The 19,127-nt window shown below is 57.3% G+C and carries 14 protein-coding genes; 4 read left to right on the forward strand and 10 right to left on the reverse strand.

The genetic code is table 11. The features are described 5' to 3' along the window. Positions 1-55: 55 nt before the first annotated feature. The gene (locus BLP23_RS09600; protein WP_092584647.1) at positions 56-655 is read left to right on the forward strand and encodes a methyl-accepting chemotaxis protein; all 600 of its coding nucleotides are present in this window, start codon (positions 56-58) and stop codon (positions 653-655) included. Between the two features lie 3 nt (positions 656-658). Here the strand turns inward: BLP23_RS09600 and BLP23_RS09605 are convergent, their stop codons facing one another. Next, complete coding sequence (locus tag BLP23_RS09605; RefSeq protein ID WP_092584648.1) at positions 659-3,028, reverse strand: trimethylamine N-oxide demethylase; 2,370 nt, start codon at positions 3,026-3,028, stop codon at positions 659-661. Between the two features lie 246 nt (positions 3,029-3,274). On the opposite strand from BLP23_RS09605, the gene BLP23_RS09610 reads away from it, so the two are divergent. After that, positions 3,275-5,059 (forward strand): trimethylamine N-oxide permease, encoded by a 1,785-nt coding sequence (locus BLP23_RS09610; RefSeq protein WP_092584649.1) that lies wholly within the window; start codon positions 3,275-3,277, stop codon positions 5,057-5,059. A 729-nt stretch (positions 5,060-5,788) separates the two neighbouring features. On the opposite strand, the gene BLP23_RS09615 is transcribed toward BLP23_RS09610, so the two are convergent. From BLP23_RS09615 to BLP23_RS09625, 3 genes are all read right to left on the reverse strand, one after another. Next, complete coding sequence (locus BLP23_RS09615; RefSeq protein ID WP_092584650.1) at positions 5,789-9,184, reverse strand: acyl-[ACP]--phospholipid O-acyltransferase; 3,396 nt, start codon at positions 9,182-9,184, stop codon at positions 5,789-5,791. A gap of 92 nt (positions 9,185-9,276) precedes the next feature. Next, positions 9,277-9,558 (reverse strand): YiaA/YiaB family inner membrane protein, encoded by a 282-nt coding sequence (locus BLP23_RS09620; RefSeq protein WP_092584955.1) that lies wholly within the window; start codon positions 9,556-9,558, stop codon positions 9,277-9,279. 31 nt (positions 9,559-9,589) lie between these two features. Then, entirely contained in the window at positions 9,590-10,276 is a 687-nt protein-coding gene (locus tag BLP23_RS09625; protein ID WP_092584651.1) for a PspA/IM30 family protein, read from the reverse strand. Positions 10,277-10,384: 108 nt separating this feature from the next. Here BLP23_RS09625 and BLP23_RS09630 point away from each other — a divergent pair, with 108 nt between their 5' ends. Continuing rightward, positions 10,385-11,002 carry a TetR/AcrR family transcriptional regulator gene (locus tag BLP23_RS09630; RefSeq protein ID WP_092584956.1) on the forward strand — a complete coding sequence of 206 codons (618 nt, stop codon included), beginning with the start codon at positions 10,385-10,387 and terminating at the stop codon, positions 11,000-11,002. A 316-nt stretch (positions 11,003-11,318) separates the two neighbouring features. On the opposite strand, the gene BLP23_RS09635 is transcribed toward BLP23_RS09630, so the two are convergent. The 6 genes from BLP23_RS09635 to BLP23_RS09665 form a co-directional block, all read right to left on the reverse strand. Further along, entirely contained in the window at positions 11,319-12,164 is an 846-nt protein-coding gene (locus BLP23_RS09635) for a carbohydrate ABC transporter permease (protein WP_092584652.1), read from the reverse strand. A 6-nt stretch (positions 12,165-12,170) separates the two neighbouring features. Next, positions 12,171-13,088, reverse strand: coding sequence for a carbohydrate ABC transporter permease (locus tag BLP23_RS09640; RefSeq protein ID WP_407691782.1), 918 nt, complete (start codon positions 13,086-13,088; stop codon positions 12,171-12,173). A gap of 121 nt (positions 13,089-13,209) precedes the next feature. After that, positions 13,210-14,463, reverse strand: coding sequence for an ABC transporter substrate-binding protein (locus BLP23_RS09645; RefSeq protein ID WP_092584654.1), 1,254 nt, complete (start codon positions 14,461-14,463; stop codon positions 13,210-13,212). 604 nt (positions 14,464-15,067) lie between these two features. Next, positions 15,068-16,213: an ABC transporter ATP-binding protein gene (locus tag BLP23_RS09655; RefSeq protein ID WP_092584656.1), complete on the reverse strand. Its 1,146-nt coding sequence runs from the start codon at positions 16,211-16,213 to the stop codon at positions 15,068-15,070. A 128-nt stretch (positions 16,214-16,341) separates the two neighbouring features. After that, entirely contained in the window at positions 16,342-17,280 is a 939-nt protein-coding gene (locus BLP23_RS09660; RefSeq protein ID WP_092584657.1) for a PfkB family carbohydrate kinase, read from the reverse strand. Between the two features lies 1 nt (position 17,281). Further along, a complete protein-coding gene (locus tag BLP23_RS09665) occupies positions 17,282-18,082 on the reverse strand; it encodes a beta/alpha barrel domain-containing protein (protein WP_022713937.1) in 801 nt (266 codons plus the stop codon). A 232-nt stretch (positions 18,083-18,314) separates the two neighbouring features. Here BLP23_RS09665 and BLP23_RS09670 point away from each other — a divergent pair, with 232 nt between their 5' ends. Beyond that, the gene (locus tag BLP23_RS09670; RefSeq protein WP_022713936.1) at positions 18,315-19,076 is read left to right on the forward strand and encodes a DeoR/GlpR family DNA-binding transcription regulator; all 762 of its coding nucleotides are present in this window, start codon (positions 18,315-18,317) and stop codon (positions 19,074-19,076) included. Positions 19,077-19,127: the final 51 nt, after the last annotated feature.

Here is a 19,127-nt window from a genome sequence, read left to right on the forward strand (position 1 = left end):
TTTTTGAAATGAGACGAAGCAATTTCACCTGCAACTCACTTCGAACGTGGCCTTGATGGATTTTCAAACGAGCATTCTTAGCCGCATGAGCGGATTTCTCTACCGCTGCCGTGCCGACGAAAACTACACTATGCTGGAGATGACGAACGGCATCGAGCGCATCTTCGGCCATCCCGCGGACGAGATCATCGGCAACCGGACGCGGACCTTCACCTCCATCATGTGTGAGGAGGATGTGCCGATCATGGATCAGGTCGTCGGCCTGGCGCTCGCACGGCGTACCGACTGGACGATGGAGTACCGGATCCGCCATCGGGAGGGGAATTTCATCTGGGTGACGGAAACCGGCGGCGGTGTTTGGGACGAGAATGGCGAATTGCTCTACCTCGAAGGCAGCATCATAAACATTGAGTCCCTTTACCAGCGTATCGACGAGCAGACGGCTGGTATGCGCGTCACGGCGTCGAAAACCAATGAGATCCTGCAATCACTGCGCTACTTGAAACTGCTCGCCGTCAATGCTGGCATCGAGGCAGCACGTGCCGGTACGGCAGGGTCAGGCTTTGCAGTGCTTGCAGCCGAAATGCGCGCGCTTGCCAACGCCTCTGAAGAGGCCGCCCGCGCGATCTCGAACGCCCAGCTCAAGTCGAGCTGAAGTTTAAGCGCGCGGCCGCGTCTTCTCAGGATCATAATGCGAGAGCGGTACTATGACCGCCGGCAAGCGTTTCTGGTGGCCGTCCAGCTTGCCGATTTCCACCGCCGTTCCAACAGACGCATGCGTGACGTCGATACGGGCGAGAGCGATGGTCTTCCCAAGGACTGGTGAGCGGGTAGCGCTGGTGATCACCCCCACCTGAGCGCGGCCGATGTGAACGCAATCTCCATGGCCAACCGCCTCATTGGCCTGCACGTCGAGCCCAACCAGAAGATGACGCGGATGCTCCTTGCGCCGGATCAGCGCTTCGCGGCCGATGAAGTCATCCGCCTTGGATTTCAGCGGCACGGTGAAACCAATGCCGGCCTCGAATGGGTCGGTTTGGTCGGTGAACTCGTGATGGGCGAATATCAGCCCTGCCTCGATGCGGACCATGTCCAACGCTTCGAGACCCATAGGCTTCAAGCCATGCGGCTCGCCAGCCTTCCAAACCGCGTCGAACACTTTAAGCGCGTCCTTCGGATGACAGAAGATCTCGTAACCGAGCTCGCCCGTATAGCCGGTGCGCGAGACGACGACAGGCGCGCCTTCGAAGTCCCCGATGCGCCCAACCGTGAACCGGAACCACTCGAGTTCGCCGATCGCCGGCTGGCGCGGCGCCGTCCAGATGATTTCCTTCAGGATATTGCGGCTCTTCGGTCCCTGCACAGCGATATTGTGCATCTGGTCGGTTGAGGAGCGGACCCAGGCCCTAAAGCCTTTCTTTTCTGCTTGCTCACGCAGCCAGATGCCGCTTGCATCATCACCACCGATCCAGCGGAAGTTTTTGTCGCCAAGACGGAAAAGCGTACCGTCATCGATCATGCCACCGTTTTCGTAGCACATGGGCGAATAGACAACCTGTCCGGTCGACAGCTTACGCACGTCGCGCGTCAGGCAATATTGCAGCAGCTCCTCGGCATCGGGACCAGTCACTTCGAATTTTCGCAGCGGCGAGAGGTCGATGACGACTGCCCTCTCCCGGCAGGCCCAATATTCTTCGACAGGCCCCTCGGAGGAAAAGCGGTTCGGCAGCCAGTAGCCGCGATATTCCGCGTAGTCCCTCGTGAGTGCCGAAAGGCGTGGGTGGAAGGCGGTTTCGCGCGTCAGTTCAGCGTCGGAGTCAGGTGTCATGCGATAGGCTACCGCTCGTGAGAATTTCTCTTTTCCGGAAAAGGTTCGGACATGGATATCCGTCGGATCCCAGCCGTTGGCGGCATCGATATCGTCTGGACATGAAGAGGATACGCAGACGAGGTCGGTCAGCGCCCGCATCATCACATAATCGCCCGGGCGCGACCAAGGCTCATCGAGGTACAGCTGGTTGTTGTGATCGATGTTTGTATTGTAGAAATAGTTGAGCGCTTCCCAGCCCTTGCGAGGCGCAATCCCGTACGGCGCCAACGCGGCATTGAAGTTGTCCGTGCAATTGAGGTGGCCGGGATAGCCCATATCGTCATAATAGCGAGAGTTGCAGGCAGTCGCGAAGGCGTCGTGACGACCGACCGTGTCCTGGACGATCTCCACGAGAGGTTCGAAATCGCGATCGAACGCCTTTGACGGCAGGCCGGGGATCGGGTAGCTGCGGCCGAGCAGGGTGCGGGTGACCGTCGAATCCAGGGCCAGATCGAGACCTCTATCCACCTTGCGGGCGGCGAAAGCCTGAAAATCTGTGCATTGCCGCCCATAGACGTCGATGATCTGAATAAATTCGCCAGCGCGGACGAAATAGGCTGAAGCTGTTGCCGCCTTGATGCGGATATCCTCGATCGGATCGGCCATCGGCTCGGGCAAGGCCGAGGAATAATCGTGAGTGAGCTGGCTCCGCCTGATCCTAATCTCGATCGGCGTCGACGTATCCTGAGCCTCCGGCAACATCACGCCTGCGGGAGCAGCAATAATCAAGAGACCTTTCAAGGTGATGGTGAGTTCAGCGGAGCTTCGCGGCGTCGCTGCCGCTCCGAAGAGACGTAGCGCACCAGCCGCCGCAAGATCAGCGCCGCGACGGGCAAGCGCAGCGCGGGTGCGGATAGCGCTGTCTTCCCCCGTCGACAGGATGGCCTTCAGCCCCTCGGCGGCATTGGTGAACGTCGCGCCGAGACCTGCCGACAAGAAACACCCAGCCTCATCGACAAAGGAAAGTTCACACGGTTGACCGCCTTCCATGTCGGTGACGGTCACGTGGTCACCGACCTCGACGCGCACGACCAACGAGCCGCCGCCCTTGACGCGGTAGCGCTCCGTGCCCTGCGGCAACGCTCGAATGCCCGGATAGCGGACGATGCTGGGGGAAGCCGGCCGCACACCGGTCATCGCCGGATGGAGATCTCGCATTTGACCCTCATGGGGTTGGAAGCGGCGAGCTTTCGCCCGCTAAACAACGTTACAAAATGCCGTCGGAAAGTAAACCCATATTGACTAAAAAGAAAATATCTTCACTATGCATCAAGGGCCAAAGCTCAGAATCCGTGCGGGAACGCGGATCGCCCAAACTAGGCTGGCCCCGGAAACGCCGGGAGAGGCACGTTCAGGGAGACGCACGAAGAGACGTCCGGAACAATCGAATGGGGAACTTCAGCAATGACAGACGTAGTGGACGCCGGGATATCGGCCGGCACCGAAGGTAAGCTTATACGTGCCCTCGACTGGAAGGGTGCATTCTGGGTGGCTGCGGGCGTGCCGCCGCTCGTCCTTTTCTCCATTGGAGGCATTGCAGGCACGACAGGCAAGCTCGCCTTCGTCGTATGGATCATTTCCATGATCATGGGCTTCCTGCAATCCTTCACCTATGCAGAGATCGCCGGCATGTTCGGCAATAAATCCGGCGGCGCCTCCGTTTATGGCGCGACCGCCTGGCTGCGATATTCGAAGTTCATTGCGCCGCTTTCGGTCTGGTGCAACTGGTTTGCCTGGTCGCCGGTGCTTTCGCTCGGTTGCGCCATCGCCGCCGGTTATATCCTCAATGCATTTTTTCCGATTCCGGCAGCTGACTCGCAAGCAGCCCTCGACTGGATTGCCGCGCATGCCGCTTCAATCACGGCGGATAGCCCGCGCGTCGCAGAATACATAACAGCCCATGCCGGCACGGCGCCGGACGATGCCATCAAAGCCTTGCTGAGCACGGATGCAGTAGCGGCGCTGACGCCCGCGATCCGCAATTGGTCGCTCGTAAGCTTCAGCATTCCGTTCCTCGCTACCGCCAACATCAACGCCACTTTCTTCATCGGCGGCATCTTGATGCTGATCATCTTCGCCATCCAGCATCGCGGCATCTCGGAAACCGCAAGCGTGCAGAAGTGGCTGGCGATCATCGTGCTCGTGCCTCTGCTTTTGATCGGCATCTACCCAATCCTCAGCGGTCAGATCGTTGCTGCGAACGTCACGGGCCTCCTTCCGCCAACAGCAGCATATTCAGACGCGGACGGTACATGGAGCAACGGCGGCTGGACACTCTTCCTCGGCGGCCTCTATATCGCCGCTTGGTCTACTTACGGCTTCGAAACCGCCGTCTGCTATACCCGGGAACTGAAGAACCCCAAGACCGATACTTTCAAGGCGATCTTCTATTCCGGACTTGCATGCTGCTTGTTCTTCTTCCTCGTGCCCTTCGCCTTCCAGGGTGTGCTCGGCCATGCCGGCATGCTGGCACCTGGAATCGTCGACGGTACGGGTGTAGCGGAAGCCCTCGGTGGGTTGATCGGCGCGGGCCGCATCATCACCCAGCTTCTCGTCGTCCTGATGATCATGGCCCTCTTCCTGGCGATCATGACGGCGATGGCGGGATCCTCACGCACGCTCTATCAGGGCGCCAAAGATGGCTGGCTGCCGAAATACCTCGATCATGTGAACGAGAACGGCGCGCCGACCCGCGCCATGTGGACGGACTTCGGCTTCAATCTCTTCCTTCTGGCGATCGCATCGGATGTCGGCGGCTACTTCTTCGTGCTCGCCGTCTCGAATGTCGGCTACATTATCTTCAATTTCCTCAACCTGAACTCTGGTTGGATCCATCGCATGGATTCCGGTCACATCGAACGTCCCTGGAAGGCGCCGAGCTGGCTGATTGGCCTCAACACGGTTCTCGCCTTCGTCAATGCCCTTTTCCTAGGCGCCGGCGCAAAGGTCTGGGGTTATGCCAACGCACTTTGGGTTGGCTTCGCCTTCGCCGCCGTCATCCTCCCGGTCTTTGCCTATCGCCATTATGTGCGGGACGGCGGCAAATTTCCTGCGGGAGCGATGGACGATCTGGGCCTGACTGGTCAGGACCTTGGCACAAAAAAGGCGGGCGTCCTTCCCTATGTCGCACTTGCTGGCGGTCTGGCGATAGTCCTGATCGCAAACTGGATCTTCCAACTGCCGGCCTAACGCCTAAGACGATTCATTTTATCGCCGCTCTCCGTGAGGGCGGCGATACTTGGGGAAGGGTACGGAGCGCTAACTGTGTTTCTCCATAGCGTTTGACCCCACCGTGTGCACTGAGCGAGAGCATGCTAAATTCTGCAATCGAACAAATGAGACATCCTGCCTCCGCCAGGGTCGATGCTCTGCGTCGAAAGCGTGCAAACGTCCGTGCATAATCACACCAGTTTGCGCATCCATCTTACCTATTCGCCATTCGACGCAACCCTCCGCTGTCGCAAGGCGAAGCTTGATCCCTGGCTGATCGGCGCAGGTGTTACCTACCGCTTCTGATCTTTAGGTTCTGGTCGGTCAACACAGGCTCGGCCTCGCCTTCGAATACGATTGAAGGGGCCGGCCAGCCGGTCGGCTACCTGACGACGATCCGCGTCGGCAATGGCGGCGAAGTCATCGCTCGTGACATCGACCTGGGGACCCATCGCAAGGAGTCGTCCTTGAAGCTCAAGTCGCATGGCTGTGCCCTTGCACAGGTTGACGACGGACAACGCCACGGGCACGCTTGCCTCTTTCGTGTTCCAACGCAACCATTCTGGCACGTCGATGCCGTCGAGTGGGCGCCCACCCCATCGCTTACGCAAATAGGACTATCAGCGGAAACTCCGCTTTGCTTAGCGCCCTACCCCTACAGGTCCTTCCATGCTGAAGTAGTCGTTTATATAAGCCTTGTGTGAGGCATCATGCAGCGTGCTGCGGTGGATTCAAATGTTGGACAATCTTGCTCGCTGCAACAAAATCCACCTTTCCCGAACCCAGCACTGGTACCTTGCCGATTTTGATTTCCGCCGGAACCATCATATCCATCGCTCCCTTGGATCTGGCAAAGGCAGCGAATTCGGCGCGAGTAGCGTTTGGCGCATCTGTCAGCAGCACCAGTCGCTCACCCTTCTTTGCATCCGGAATAGATGAAACGACCGAAAGGGCACCGGCCCACAACTGGCCGGCAAGCGCCTCGACGGCAGCGAGCGAAATCATCTCGCCGCCGATCTTGGCGAAGCGCTTGGCACGGCCACGGATCCTGACGAAGCCATCTTCGTCGATTGTGACAATGTCACCCGTGTCATGCCAGCCATCCGGGAGCGGCTCGATAACGCCAGGGTTCTCAGCGCGGAGATAGCCGGCCATGACATTGGCGCCGCGGATGAAAAGGCGACCACCCTCATCGATACCCGGAACGGGCTCGAGCTTCCACTGCATGCCGGGCATGATTTTGCCGACGGTGCCTGAGCGGTTGAACATTGGCGTGTTGAGGGAGATCACGGGTGCCGTCTCAGTAACACCGTAGCCTTCAAGGATACGCAGGCCGAACTTCTCCATATAGGTCTCGCGGGTCGATGGTTTGACGGGCTCGGCACCCGAAAAGATGTAGCGGATCGATCGGAAGTCATAAGGGTGCGCAGTTCGCGCATAGCCGTTCAGGAAAGTATCGGTCCCGAAAATGATGGTCGCGTTGGAGGTGTAGATCAGTTCCGGCACGATGCGGTAGTGAAGCGGCGACGGATAGAAATATACCGGCACGCCCGAGACCAATGGCAGAACGGTCCCCGCCGTCAGACCAAATGAATGAAACACCGGCAAGATATTGAAGACTTTATCCCCGGAATGGAAGTCGATGCGCGAGGCCGCCTGGGCGGCGTTTGAGAGAATATTGCGATGGGTGAGAACAACACCCTTCGGCGTTCCCTCCGAACCAGATGTGAACAGGATCACGGCGGCATCATCGGCGCTGCGCTTGACCAGCGGCGTGTACCTGTTGAGGAAGCCCCGACCTTTGTCCACGACGGTGACTGTCGTGCGCAGCTCGTCGAGCCAGACGATCTTTATCTCTTTTTCGAGCTCGGCAATCACGGGACCAAGCTTGCCCTGCTCGACGAAGGCACGTGAGGAAAGAACCTGCTTTACCTCTGCCGCCCTGCACGCCGACAAGATGTTGGCGGCGCCGGCGGTGAAATTCAGCATCGCCGGAACCTTGCCCGCTGACATCACAGCGAGAACAGTCGCAGCAGTGCCATTGGCGTTTGGAAGCAGGACGCCAAGCGTCTGTTCATCGGGAAACAACGCCTTGAACTTGGCACCCAGAACCGAAGCGCCGGTGAGAAGCTTGGCATAGGAGAGCTGGCCGCTAATCGGATCCTCGACTGCAAGTTTCCCACCACCTCCTTCCAAAGCCGTCTCGATGATACGGTCCAGGACCGTCAGATTGGTGTTCGTCGTACGGAACATCAACATCGACATGACCTGGTACAGGGCCGCGCCTGCGGCGACACGGCGCTTGCGGCCCTTGATGTCTGCGGGAACGTCGAGCTTCACCGGCTCAAGGATCGTCACTTTGACCTTAGGAAAGAGGCGACGGCGCACTTGGCCAGCCGAAAGGCGCGAGAAGTAGCTCTTCTCAAGCCCGTCGATACGGACGGGCACGATCATCGATCCTGTCTTGTCGGCAACCATAGCCGCGCCGTCGTAGACCTTCATCAGCGTCCCGGTCACCGTCAGGCGTCCCTCGGGAAAGATGCCGATCGCATTGCCCTCGTTGACAATCTTGATGAGCGACCGTGTCGCCATCGGCTTCGTCGGATCGAGCGGCAGGAATTTGCACATCTTCAGGAAAGGACGAACCCACCAAGCCTGAGCTATCTTGTAGTCGACGGCGAAAACGGGCTCTTCCTCAGTTATTGCAAGCGCCAGTGCTCCATCAAGAAAGCTCACGTGATTGAGCGCAATGATCGGTGCCCGACCAGCCTTCTTGATGTTCTCCAAACCTTCCACCTCAAGGCGCAGGAAGGCACGGAACAATACGGAAATGAAATCACGGAACGGATTGGTGGGCAGCGTCTTCAACATCATCCAGGCAGCGCCGACATTGATGAGCGAAAGGCCTAGAATGATCATCGGAACGGAGACACCGACGGCTTGCAAGACTGCGACCAGCGCAAGACCGGTTGTGATAAATAACGCGGACAAAACGTTCGCAGCTCCGATCACACGGGCACGGCGGGCTTCGTTTGCCCAGGCCTGCATCGCCGCGAACGTCGGCACGGCCATGAATGCGCCCCCGACGGCCATACCGGCGAGATCGATCGCCACGCGCATGGTCTTTGCGCCGGCAAAGAACGCGGTGATGGTTTCAGCATGAGAGGCGGACTGCAGGCCCCACAGGTTCCAAGCGAGATCTATTCCGAACAGTGCCACTATGACGGTGCCGACTGGCGCCGGCAGCAAGACGACACGGCCCGCCGACATCCAGCCGGCGATCGCTGAACCGACTGCAATGGAAATCGCGAAAACGGCAAGATAGGCGGGGACGACGATCTCCGAACCGCCAAGGATTTCCGTAACCATGAAGGGCAGCATCGACATGACGAATGCGCCAACGAACCAGAACCAGCAATTCATCAGCGCCGAGCGCCAGATCCGCTTGTCTTCCCGAAGCTCATTGACGAGAGTGACGCTCGAGCGGATGACATTCCTGTCGATAACAAGCTCGGGCGCTTTTGAACCCGTGGCGGGGATCATGCGAGCGGCGAACCAGCAAAGCACCGAAAGCCCCATCATCATCGGTCCGAACACCCGGACATTCTCGCCGTTCGTGAAGGCAAGCGCTGCAACGATCGTGCCCGTCAAGATGGCTATGAAGGTGCCGCCCTCGATCCAGGCGTTGGCCTTTGGCAAGTCCTGGCGTTCGAGATGATCGGGAAGAATGCCGTACTTAATCGGGCCGAAGAGCGACGCGATGACTCCGAAACCGAAAAGAGCCAGCATAAGGACCCAGATCGACGACAGCGCGATACCGATGACGGAGATCGCCGCGACTGCGATCTCGCAACGCTTGAGGATTTCGGCCATCTGCGCCTTGTCATATTTGTCGGCAAGCTCGCCGCCCAGCGCCGAAAGCAGCAGGAATGGAATGATAAAAATTCCGCCAGCGAGCGTCACGAGCCAAGCTCCCTCGGCGGCCATCTGCGCAAGGATCAGGAAGATAAGCGTCTGCTTCAGGAAATTATCGTTGAAGGCCGAGAGAAACTGCGTCCAGAATAACGGCGCGAACTTCCTCGATGTCATAAGATTGCCGTGCATGGCTGTTTCCCCGTTAGATCGCATGAGAAAGCCACAGAGTTGTTACGCAAAAATTGCGGACAGAAACAACTCTGTGGTGTGGTTAAGAAGTCTTAGTTTTCGTTGCCACGATTGAAGTTGACGAGGAGCTTTTCAGTCTTGGCGTCCTCGATCTTGCGGATCAACTTCTCCGACTCGGCGTTATCGCGCAGCGTCTTGGTGATGTTCACCGTCGTTTGCACCAGCATCAGTATGCCCATGGCGAGATAGCCTTTGCCCCAGAGGTCGAGCGGCATCATGTAAAGGCCGGCTGTAAGCATGAAAGCTGCCGTGCCGAAGGAAATGTATGAAAAGCTGACCCAGCTGGAGGAATGCTTCTGGAAACTGTCGTTCATCATCATAGTCCTTTTGTTAAGTGAAATGCGTTCAGGCAGCGTTGTTGATACGAGTGCGGAGCCTCGCCAACACATCATCAGCCGATGACCGCAACGGCGCACCACAGCCGGCATTGGCAAGCTTCTCGATGATTCCGGCAGAGCGAGGCGTGCTGTCCATCTCCTTAAGCACGGAGGCAATCGTATCGTTCTGGCTTTGACGAGCGCGAAGGCGCGCAAGGGTCTCCTCAGCCTCGTCGAGTGTGGCAAGACCAGATCCGGCAGCGGCGAGATCAAGTTTCTGGGCTTGTTCCGTTGCACGGGCGAGCCGCTCGCCGCGCTGCAGATCCTGCAATCGCGCTTCAGCGGCACGCACGATCCCCTTCAGCTTGGCAATCGCCGTTGTGAACTGGGCTTGGGCCTTTTCCGACGCATCCCGCTCGGCTTCGAGATAAGCGATCGTGTCGGCCGCTTCGCGGGCAAGACCCTCACTGCCTTTTTCCAATGCGACAAGAGTGCGTGTTTCGAGATCAGCGATCCGGGACATGATCGTGGCGTGCTGGCTCTTTTCCTGCTCATTTTGTGCAATTGCCACCGCCACTGCACGGCGGGCAGACTGGACGGCGTTTGCCGCATCGCGAGTTTGCTGACTGAGCAGAGGTATGGCGTTGCGGTCGGCGAAAGCACGTTCGGCGTCATGCGCCCTGCCCCGCAGCAGTGTAACAATTAAGTTGAACATTTCGAGTCTCCCATTTATGAACGTTGTTCACGAAGTGGTTTTGCCACAACTGTGAACATTGTTCAAGCTTTTTTTGAACAACGTTCACGAATGAAATTGGAGTGGCTGATGGCCAGTCGAAGAGAAGAAAAACGCGAGGACCTGAAGGCCCGGTTAATCGACGCCGCGCGCAACAGGATAGCCAACGAAGGGCTCGCAAACTTGCGTGCACGCGACGTCACGCAGGATGCCGGTTGTGCGTTGGGAGGTCTTTATACAGTCTTTGCTGACCTCAATGAGCTCATTATCCAGGTCAACTCCTCAACGCTTAAAGCTCTGGAGGAATCGTTGGCTCTTACCGAAGTCAAAAACCGCACCCCGACCGATCGACTGCGGAATTTGGCACAGGGGTATCTTAAGTTTGCGCTTGCCCATCGTAATCTGTGGAAAGCACTGTTCGATCACTATCCGCCCGAAGGCAGTCCAACGCCCCAGTGGCATCTCGATGAACATCTATTCCTGATGGACGTGATCGCTGAGCCCCTCGCCGAACTGCAACCGGATATGTCTACAGAGGATAGAGCAATTCGTGCTCGCACGTTGTTCGGGGCGGTGCATGGGGTGATCAGCATCAGCCTGGAAGCGCGTTTCGTCGGCTTGCCAGCTGATCGGCTAGAACGCGAACTCGATGAATTCGTCCTGACCATCGCGGCTGGGGCGGTCGCAGGACGGGCGCCACGGGCCTGACGGGAATGTTGGTTTCTAAAACGCTGCGTAATTATTCCAAACTAGGTTAGTCTCGCTCACCCCATCTGCCATTTGGCGGGTGCCCCATAATTAGTTAGGAACGGAAAGGCGTTTCAGATCACAGCGGAACTCAACACGCTGACATCCGCGAGCGTCCAGGGAGATTAAAACAACACGCGAATGTGGGGCAGCTCGGGTTGCCCACTCGGTTTGATTGACGATGTTTAAGGCGGCGAGTTTTTTTCGGGCAGCGCTACCAGCGATTGTTTCATATTCGAACCGGCGCCGGGACCATCCCGCCCGGCTGCGCGCCTCCTCAGCTCTTTACCGACCCGGCTGCCATGCCCGCGAGGAAGTAGCGCTGGGCGATCAGATACAGGACCAACAGCGGGAGCGATCCTAGTACGCTCATCGCCATCATCTCGTTCCATTCGAAGGCATGTTGGCCCATAAGCAACTCGATCCCAATGGGAACAGTCCGCATATCCATCGACTTCGTCAAAGTCAGAGCAAAGAGGAATTCGTTCCATGCCAGCAGAAACGTATAGACTGCGGTCGCGACGATGCCAGGCACTGACAGTGGGATGATCACACGCCACAGCGCCGTCCAACTTGATCCGCCATCGACGAGTACCGCCTCGTCAAGCTCCCTTGGTAGGGTATTGAAGTAGCCGGTCATCAGAAGGATCGCATAAGGCAAGGTGAAGACCATATACGTCAAAATCAGCGCAAAATAGGTGTTAAAAATGCCGAAGGCGACAACCATCCCGAAATACGGGATCAAAAGCGTGATCGGCGGAACGGTCTGCGTACTGATGATGAACACGTTCAGCGTATTCTTGAACCGAAATGAATACCGGCTGAAGCCATAGGCCGTCAGAATGGCGATCAGCAACGTCAGAAGTGTTACCACTCCCGCGACGAGATAGCTGTTGAGGAAGAAACGAATCTTCGTTGGGTCGTTGAAGATCGAGAGGTAGGCGACGTTCGTGAAATGGTCGGGCAGCAGCCGCGGCGGCAGGGCAAAGATCTCGGTGTTTGATTTCAAAGAAGTGAAAAACATCCACAGGATCGGAAAGCCGGCGAAGACCAGACCAACCGCGAGCCCGAGATATGTCAGCAGGGTCGGTAGTATGGTGCGACTGAGAGAACGCTTTGCCATTGCCGGTCACCTGGCCTTCTGATGTTTGATGTAGAAGTATGTGGCGCCCATCGAGATGATCAGAATGAAGATTGCGCTCGCCGACGCACGGGAGAATTCGTAACTCGAAAACGCAAGTTTGTAGGTGTAGGTGCTAAGCACCTCGGTTGCGTAGATCGGACCGCCTCCCGTCGTCATCCACACGAGGGGAAAGACCTGCATTGTCCAGATGAAGTCCAGCAAGGCAATGCTGATGATAATCGGCATCAGTTGCGGGATCGTGATGTAGCGGAATTTCTGGAACTCGTTAGCGCCATCAATGCCGGCGGCCTCGTAGAGATCCTTGGGGATGCCCTGAAGACCAGCGAGAAGGCTCACCATATAGAGCGGGTATCCCGCCCAGATATTCGCGAAGGTCAAGGCGTGCAGCGCGGTTTTCGTCGAAGAGAACCACTCGACCTTGAAGTTAATGATATTGAGCGTCATCAGGATGCTGTTGATCACCCCATTGGGATCCAGCAGCAACCGCCAGATGATGGCGATGATCACTGCAGTGAAGAGCCACGGCATAATGTAAAGAACCCGCAGGATGCTTCTGATCAACGGATCGACACGCTGGCTGTTTAGCAAAAGGGCGAAGGCCAGACCGATCAGAAGATGGAAGATGACGCTCATCACAGTGAAGTAGAGTGTCTGCCCGACCGACTGCCAGAAAACCGGATCTTTGAAGATCGTCACATAGTTCTGCAATCCGACGAAAGCCGCGTCCTTTTTCGTGATCGCGCCGTCCATCAGCGAATAGCGCAGGACGGTGATCATGGGAAACAGCATCAGAAGGCAGAATAGAAACGTCGCCGGGGCAACATAGAAGAAGGGAACAAGCCTCTTTTTCGTTTTGTAAGACAGCATGCCACGCTTGCGCGTTTTTGCTTGCGTGCGGATCATAGTTTCTGTGGCGAGGCTCATGAGATGTGATTTCCGCCTATCGTGAAACGCATCAATTCGTCCTGATGCAGCGGCAGCGCGATGAACTCCATCACGCTGCCGATGATTGTCGGTGGCGTCCTTACTTGTCGAATTCGACCAACCACTGCTTTTGTGTGTTGGCGGCCGCCTCCTTCGCGGTTTGCTGACCGTCGAACATTTTTTGAACTTCAACGTTCATCTGCCGCATGAGATCTTCGGCCACCGGCAGGCCGACGAATTCGTTGGCCAGCTTCCCACTTTGAAATATCTTGAAGGCCTCTTCAAACAGCGGGTCCGCTTTCGAGAAATCGGGTTTGGCGTGGATATTGCCCGGGAAGGCATTGGCGACCGACACGAGGCGGCTGTTCACTTCTGGGCTCATCAAATATTCAACGAGCTTCCAGGCTTCTGCCTTGTGTTCGCTTTTGTCGCTGATGCCGATACCCCAGGAGGCATAGGGCAGCCCGCGTTTGCCGGTATAGCCGTCGACAGCTGGAAGGGCGGAGATACCGAACTTGAGATTGGGGTTCCGCTGGCGGATGAGATTGATGTGGGCGAGTGAATCGATCATCATACCCACTCGGCCGTTGACGAATTCTTCGACCTTGTCCTGTTCCTTCTTGGCAAAAATGCCAGGCGCGATGACGCCGGCGTCCTGCAGCGACTTGATATATTCAAGTGTCCCGACCACGGAGGCGTTTTCGAGGTCGGGCTTGCCATCCTTCAGCATGGACGCTCCGGATGCCCAGACCCAGGACATCACGTCATTCTGGATGCCGCCGGGATTCTGCAACGAAAGCGGTAGCACCCAACCGTATTGGTTCTTGTCCGCATTGGTCATCTTCTTCGCCGCATCGGCGAATTCTGTCCGGTTCGTCGGCGTCTTGTCGATGCCGGCGGCCTTTGCCAGATCGAGATTGACGAAGACCGGGTAGACGAACGAGGCAAGCGGGAACATGACGCTTTGCCCGTTGACCTTGATAATGTCGGCGATCTGGCTCTGATCATATTTGGCGTCAGCCATCAGGCTGTCCATCGAAGCGATTGCGCCCTGCTTTGCCAAGCCGTTGACCCATGCTCCGTCGAGGCCAACGACATCGCTGAGTGTCCCCGACGCGGCACCAACGACGATCTGATCATGGGTGGCGGAATAGGGGCCGCTGACGAGCGTCACTTTGATGCCGGGGTTTGCGGCCTCGAAATCGTCCATGATGCTGCGCAGAGCACCGGCGGGCATTTCGGGCTCCCACCATTGAATGAACTCTAGATTGGTCTGAGCAAAGGCGCAGGTGGCGCATAGTGCCCAGACCGCCACAGCGGACTGAGCCGCCATGATATATCTTCTGACGTTCATGTTTCCCTCCCATAGAAACGAATTTTGCTCGATCCTCCCGATCGAGACCGAAGTAGGTTCCTTTCGGGGTCTATCTGTCAATGAAGAACTGCCATCGGAGAAAGCCTGCAGGCTACAGGAAGGAACAAAAAGCCATCAAGCCATTGAATATTATAGGCTTTACCCGTGAAATTCGCGTCGATTTTTTTCTAACCTGCATCTTCCTCGTGTCGCATTTTTTCTTTACTTTCGTAAACAAATGAAAGCCACCCCGCCCAAAGGAAAACAAATGAAAGGATCGTTGATCGAAGAAAAGCGGCGTTCAGCGGGGAAACCTACGCGCCATCGACATCGCAAAAATGCGCTTCGACCGGCTGATGGTGATCAGCTGCGCTCGGGTTGCCATCGAGCAGCAGAAAAGGATCCAACGTCGGCTGCAAAGTCACCGGCTTCCAAGACGGCGTGAGATCTTGGGCTCTTGATACGGGGACACGCCAAGCCGCTCGGCGAAGAGCGAAGAGCGAAGAGCGAAGAGCGAAGAGCTTGGTGGCAACAGTTGTGAGCAACAAAGCAAGCATGCGTTCTTGCGGCTGCCCACTAACCATGCCCGCTATCGCGGATCATGCTAGATTGCCAAATGCGTTTGTGGGTCGAAGAAGTGTAACTTGGCCGCATCGATCGCCAGATCAATCATTGCGCCCGGCTTGACCGAGCTGACGGCTTCGAATTTCGCTACGGCGTTTGCCGCACCGCTCAAGTCCTCGACGGCATCGGGGTCGCCGGAGTCGATACGCACCGCTTCGATATTCAAATGAACGATCAGTTCGGAGCCCAATTCCTCAATCGATCTTACAGCGGCCGGGATCGTCGCGTAGCGCGATCCGGATTCCAGGCTGCTGTCGTAAAGGTCTTCTGGGCGGATTCCGAAGATGATCGTCTTGCCCTCGAACGTCGCCAGACCGGGAGAGCGCTCGAACGCGGTTGTCGATACAGGTATCGAAAAGGTGGGCAGATTGATCCTGCCGTTCTGCAAACGGCCTTCGAACAGGTTCATGGACGGTGAGCCGATGAAACCGGCGACGAAGGCGTTGACTGGCCGACTATACAATGTCTTTGGCGTGTCGACCTGCTGAAGGACGCCACCCTTCAAGACCGCAACCCGGTCGCCCATGGTCAAGGCTTCGGTCTGATCGTGCGTTACATAGATTGTCGTGACGCCCAGCTGTCGTTGCAGGCTGACGATTTCGGCCCGCATTTGCACGCGCAGCTTGGCGTCGAGGTTTGACAGGGGCTCGTCCATGAGAAAGGCCGCCGGTTCCCGCACCATTGCGCGTCCCATGGCGACCCGCTGGCGTTGGCCACCCGACAGCGCCGCCGGTTTGCTGTCGAGCAGCGTATGCAACTGGAGCGTCTTTGCTATTTCATGGACCCGCTTCGTCCGCTCCTCCTTGCTTTTCCCCGCAAGCTTCATCGAGAAGGCAATGTTGTCGAACACTGTCATATGCGGATACAGGGCATAGTTCTGGAAGACCATCGCTATATCCCGATCCTTCGGCGCGAGATCCTCGACATTCTCCCCACCGATGCTCAGGGTTCCGCTGCTGATCTCCTCCAGCCCCGCGATCATGCGCAACGCCGTCGATTTTCCGCATCCCGAAGGGCCTACGAGGATAAGGAACTCGCCATCATTTATCGTCAGGCTAAGATCCTTGATTGCGTGGAATTTCGTTCCAAAGGTCTTGCAAATCTTGTCCAGTACAACAACAGCCACGGCACTTCCTCCCTACTATCACCGCCATCCAATCCTCCAGACAGCCCTCCCGGCGCGACTGCAGATCGAACCGAACCGTCATCTGCGCCGCGCTGTTCTGATCTCCAGGGCACCCGTGTAGTGAACTCTCAGTCTCGCGACGCAATCGGTCTGGCCACGGGCGCATTATCCTTCGCCATCCACGCGAGACAGACGCTTTGATCGGGCAAAGCCATGCGGCCACCCGGGCCGGTCACGGAAATCGCCGCTGCGGCAGTTGCATAAACGGCGCAAGCGACAGGCTGCTTTCCCTGTGTAAGGGCAAAGGCATAGGCGCCGTGAAAGCAATCTCCGGCGCCGGTCGTGTCGACTGCTTTGACCTTATAGGCCGGAACATGCCACAAAACGGCATCTCCCGTCTGCTTGATATAAGATCCTCGTTCGCCGTCGGTCAGAACGACTGCGGTACGGTCATCAGACCATAGCTTGCGCAGGATCAACGTTGGATCGGTTTCACAAGAATAAGTCTGCGCAAATTTCAACGGCAATACCAGGTGATTGGATAAGCTCATTAATCGTTCGGTTGCAGGCCCGATCGCCCATTCAATGTCTGCCACCACCGCCAGGCCCAGCTTGCGGGCGCGCGCAACAACCATATCGGCGTGGACGGCATAGCCGTCGATCAACAGCACCTGGGCTTGCGCGAGGGTGCTATCGGTCAGCGTCTCGGAGGTTCCGTGCGGCACATCATCGTCATAGGCGATAAACCTGTCGCCTTCAGGTCCGACCGTGATCACCGAACGTATGGGCCTGGCATCTGGGCGACGCGGCGCAAAAGATATATCGACTCCGTGCCGCTCAAGCTCGCGGGCGCTGACGTCGGCGAGAGGCTGATCACTCAACCAGCCGATGAAACCAGCCCGCCCTCCCAGCTTTGCGACAGCAACAAGGGCCGTCGCAACATTGCCGCCGTGGTCCTGAGTGCGATTTATCACCTTCCCTTTGCCAGCACTCAGCGGCCGGTCGACATAGATGATATCGTCGATCGCCATGGCCCCAAAGCCCAGAACCTGAAGGTTGCGTGTCACCTCAACCGCCCGCGGCCGCGAGCGCCTCTTGCGGCGCCATACCACCGTGAATGACCAGCTTGAAGGCGCGCGCCGCCATCGTCGTGTCGCCGTGCCCCCAAAGGTTTCGCCCCACCACGGCACCCTTTGCCCCCGCGCGCAAGGCATCGGAGGTCTGTGTCAGGGCTCCTAGCAGATTATCCGCCTTCGGACCGCCCGCGATAACGATGGGAACCGGGCAAGTGGCGACAGTCTCTTGGAACGAAGCGAAGTCCCCGGTGTATCCGACCTTGATCACGTCGACGCCGGTCTCAAACCCGATCCGCACGGCATAGGCGATTTCGTCGGGGGTGAATACGATCTTGCCGCCGTCTGAATAATCGCGGGGATAGACATGCGCAACGACCGGCATTTCAAAACGAGCAGCGGCGTTGACGGTATCGGTGAGCCAGCGAATGTATTCGCCTTCGGTATTGCCGCGCACCGGAATGGCAACGGCCAGAGCATCGGCTCCGTAGCGCACCGCATCTTCAGGGGTCGCAATCAACTGACGGATTCGATCGTCCGGCGTAAAGCAGCCGGCTTGAATAACCAGCGCCGCCTTGCCGGCATAGGCCGGCCACAAGTGACGGGCAGCCCCCGGCTGAATGCTGATATAGTCCGGCTCTCCGGCCATCACCCGTTTCAGGGCGCCCGGCAGATCCGCCAGACCGCCCTCGCGGACGTTGCCATAGCCAACGAAGTGGTCGACGGCGCCACCGAATAAATGCCCCGACGGATGAGAAAACAGCCGTGACAGGCGAATTTTGGTTCCAAGGCCCATATCAATGCTGTCCCTTATAAGGTTCGATCTCGCAGGGAAACCCTAACTCGAAAGTAAACGAATATTCAATATTTCGATTTCTTTCGTTTTCATTTAAGTTTACGACTGCGCGTGCTGACCAACGCCAGCATCGGCTTTGCTCTCGTTCTTTGACCACGGCGGTCGACGACGCATTTTCGATTTTCGAAAGATCGGCACCGCACCTTACTCGGAAGCCAATTCGGGGCTCACCATGCTTGCAGAACAACGGCGACATCAGATTATGCTGGAACTCCAACGGACCGGCCAAGCGCGCACCAGCCAGCTGGCTGAAAATTTCGGCGTGTCGGAAGTGACCATCCGATCCGACCTGGAAATTCTGGATGCCAAGAAGCTGCTCATCAAGACACATGGCGGTGCGATAGCCTTGCCGGCCAGTTCGCCCGCTGCAGCCTTCGAAGAACGCATGAACCGCAATTTCGATGCCAAACGACGTATCGCTCAGATGGCGGCACGCCAGATCATCGACAACCAGTCCGTGGTGTTCGACAGCGGCTCGACGCTGCTGCAGGTCGCCATGCAAATGCCCCCGGTCAACAATGTCGTGGTGGCCACAACCGCCATGAATATTGCGCAGCATCTGATGTATCGGCCAGGCTTGGACGTGCACATGATAGGCGGTCGAGTCTTTCCCAGCACTGTCAGCACGATTGTCTCGGATTCAGACAAGGCCGTGGGCGGTCTTGTTGCCCACCAGGCGTTTCTCAGCGCTCATGCAATCGATCACTCATTCGATGTCGTCGATGTCTCGGAAGACATTGCACGGACCAAACGAAATCTGGTCCGCATGGCGAGGCGCGTGATCCTTGTGGCGGATTCCAGCAAGTGGGATATTGGCGCCTCATCCAAGGCATTTTCGCTTTCACGGGTCGATTTGATTATCACCGATACGGGCATGCCGCATGGGATTCGCAGTCGATTGGACAAGCTGGGAGTCGAAGTGCGCTATGTGTAAGAAGCGGCGATACGCTGCCGATCGTGCTTTGTGTAACAAAAAATTTTGCGC

Source organism: Rhizobium mongolense subsp. loessense, assembly GCF_900099775.1.
Lineage (GTDB): Bacteria > Pseudomonadota > Alphaproteobacteria > Rhizobiales > Rhizobiaceae > Rhizobium > Rhizobium loessense.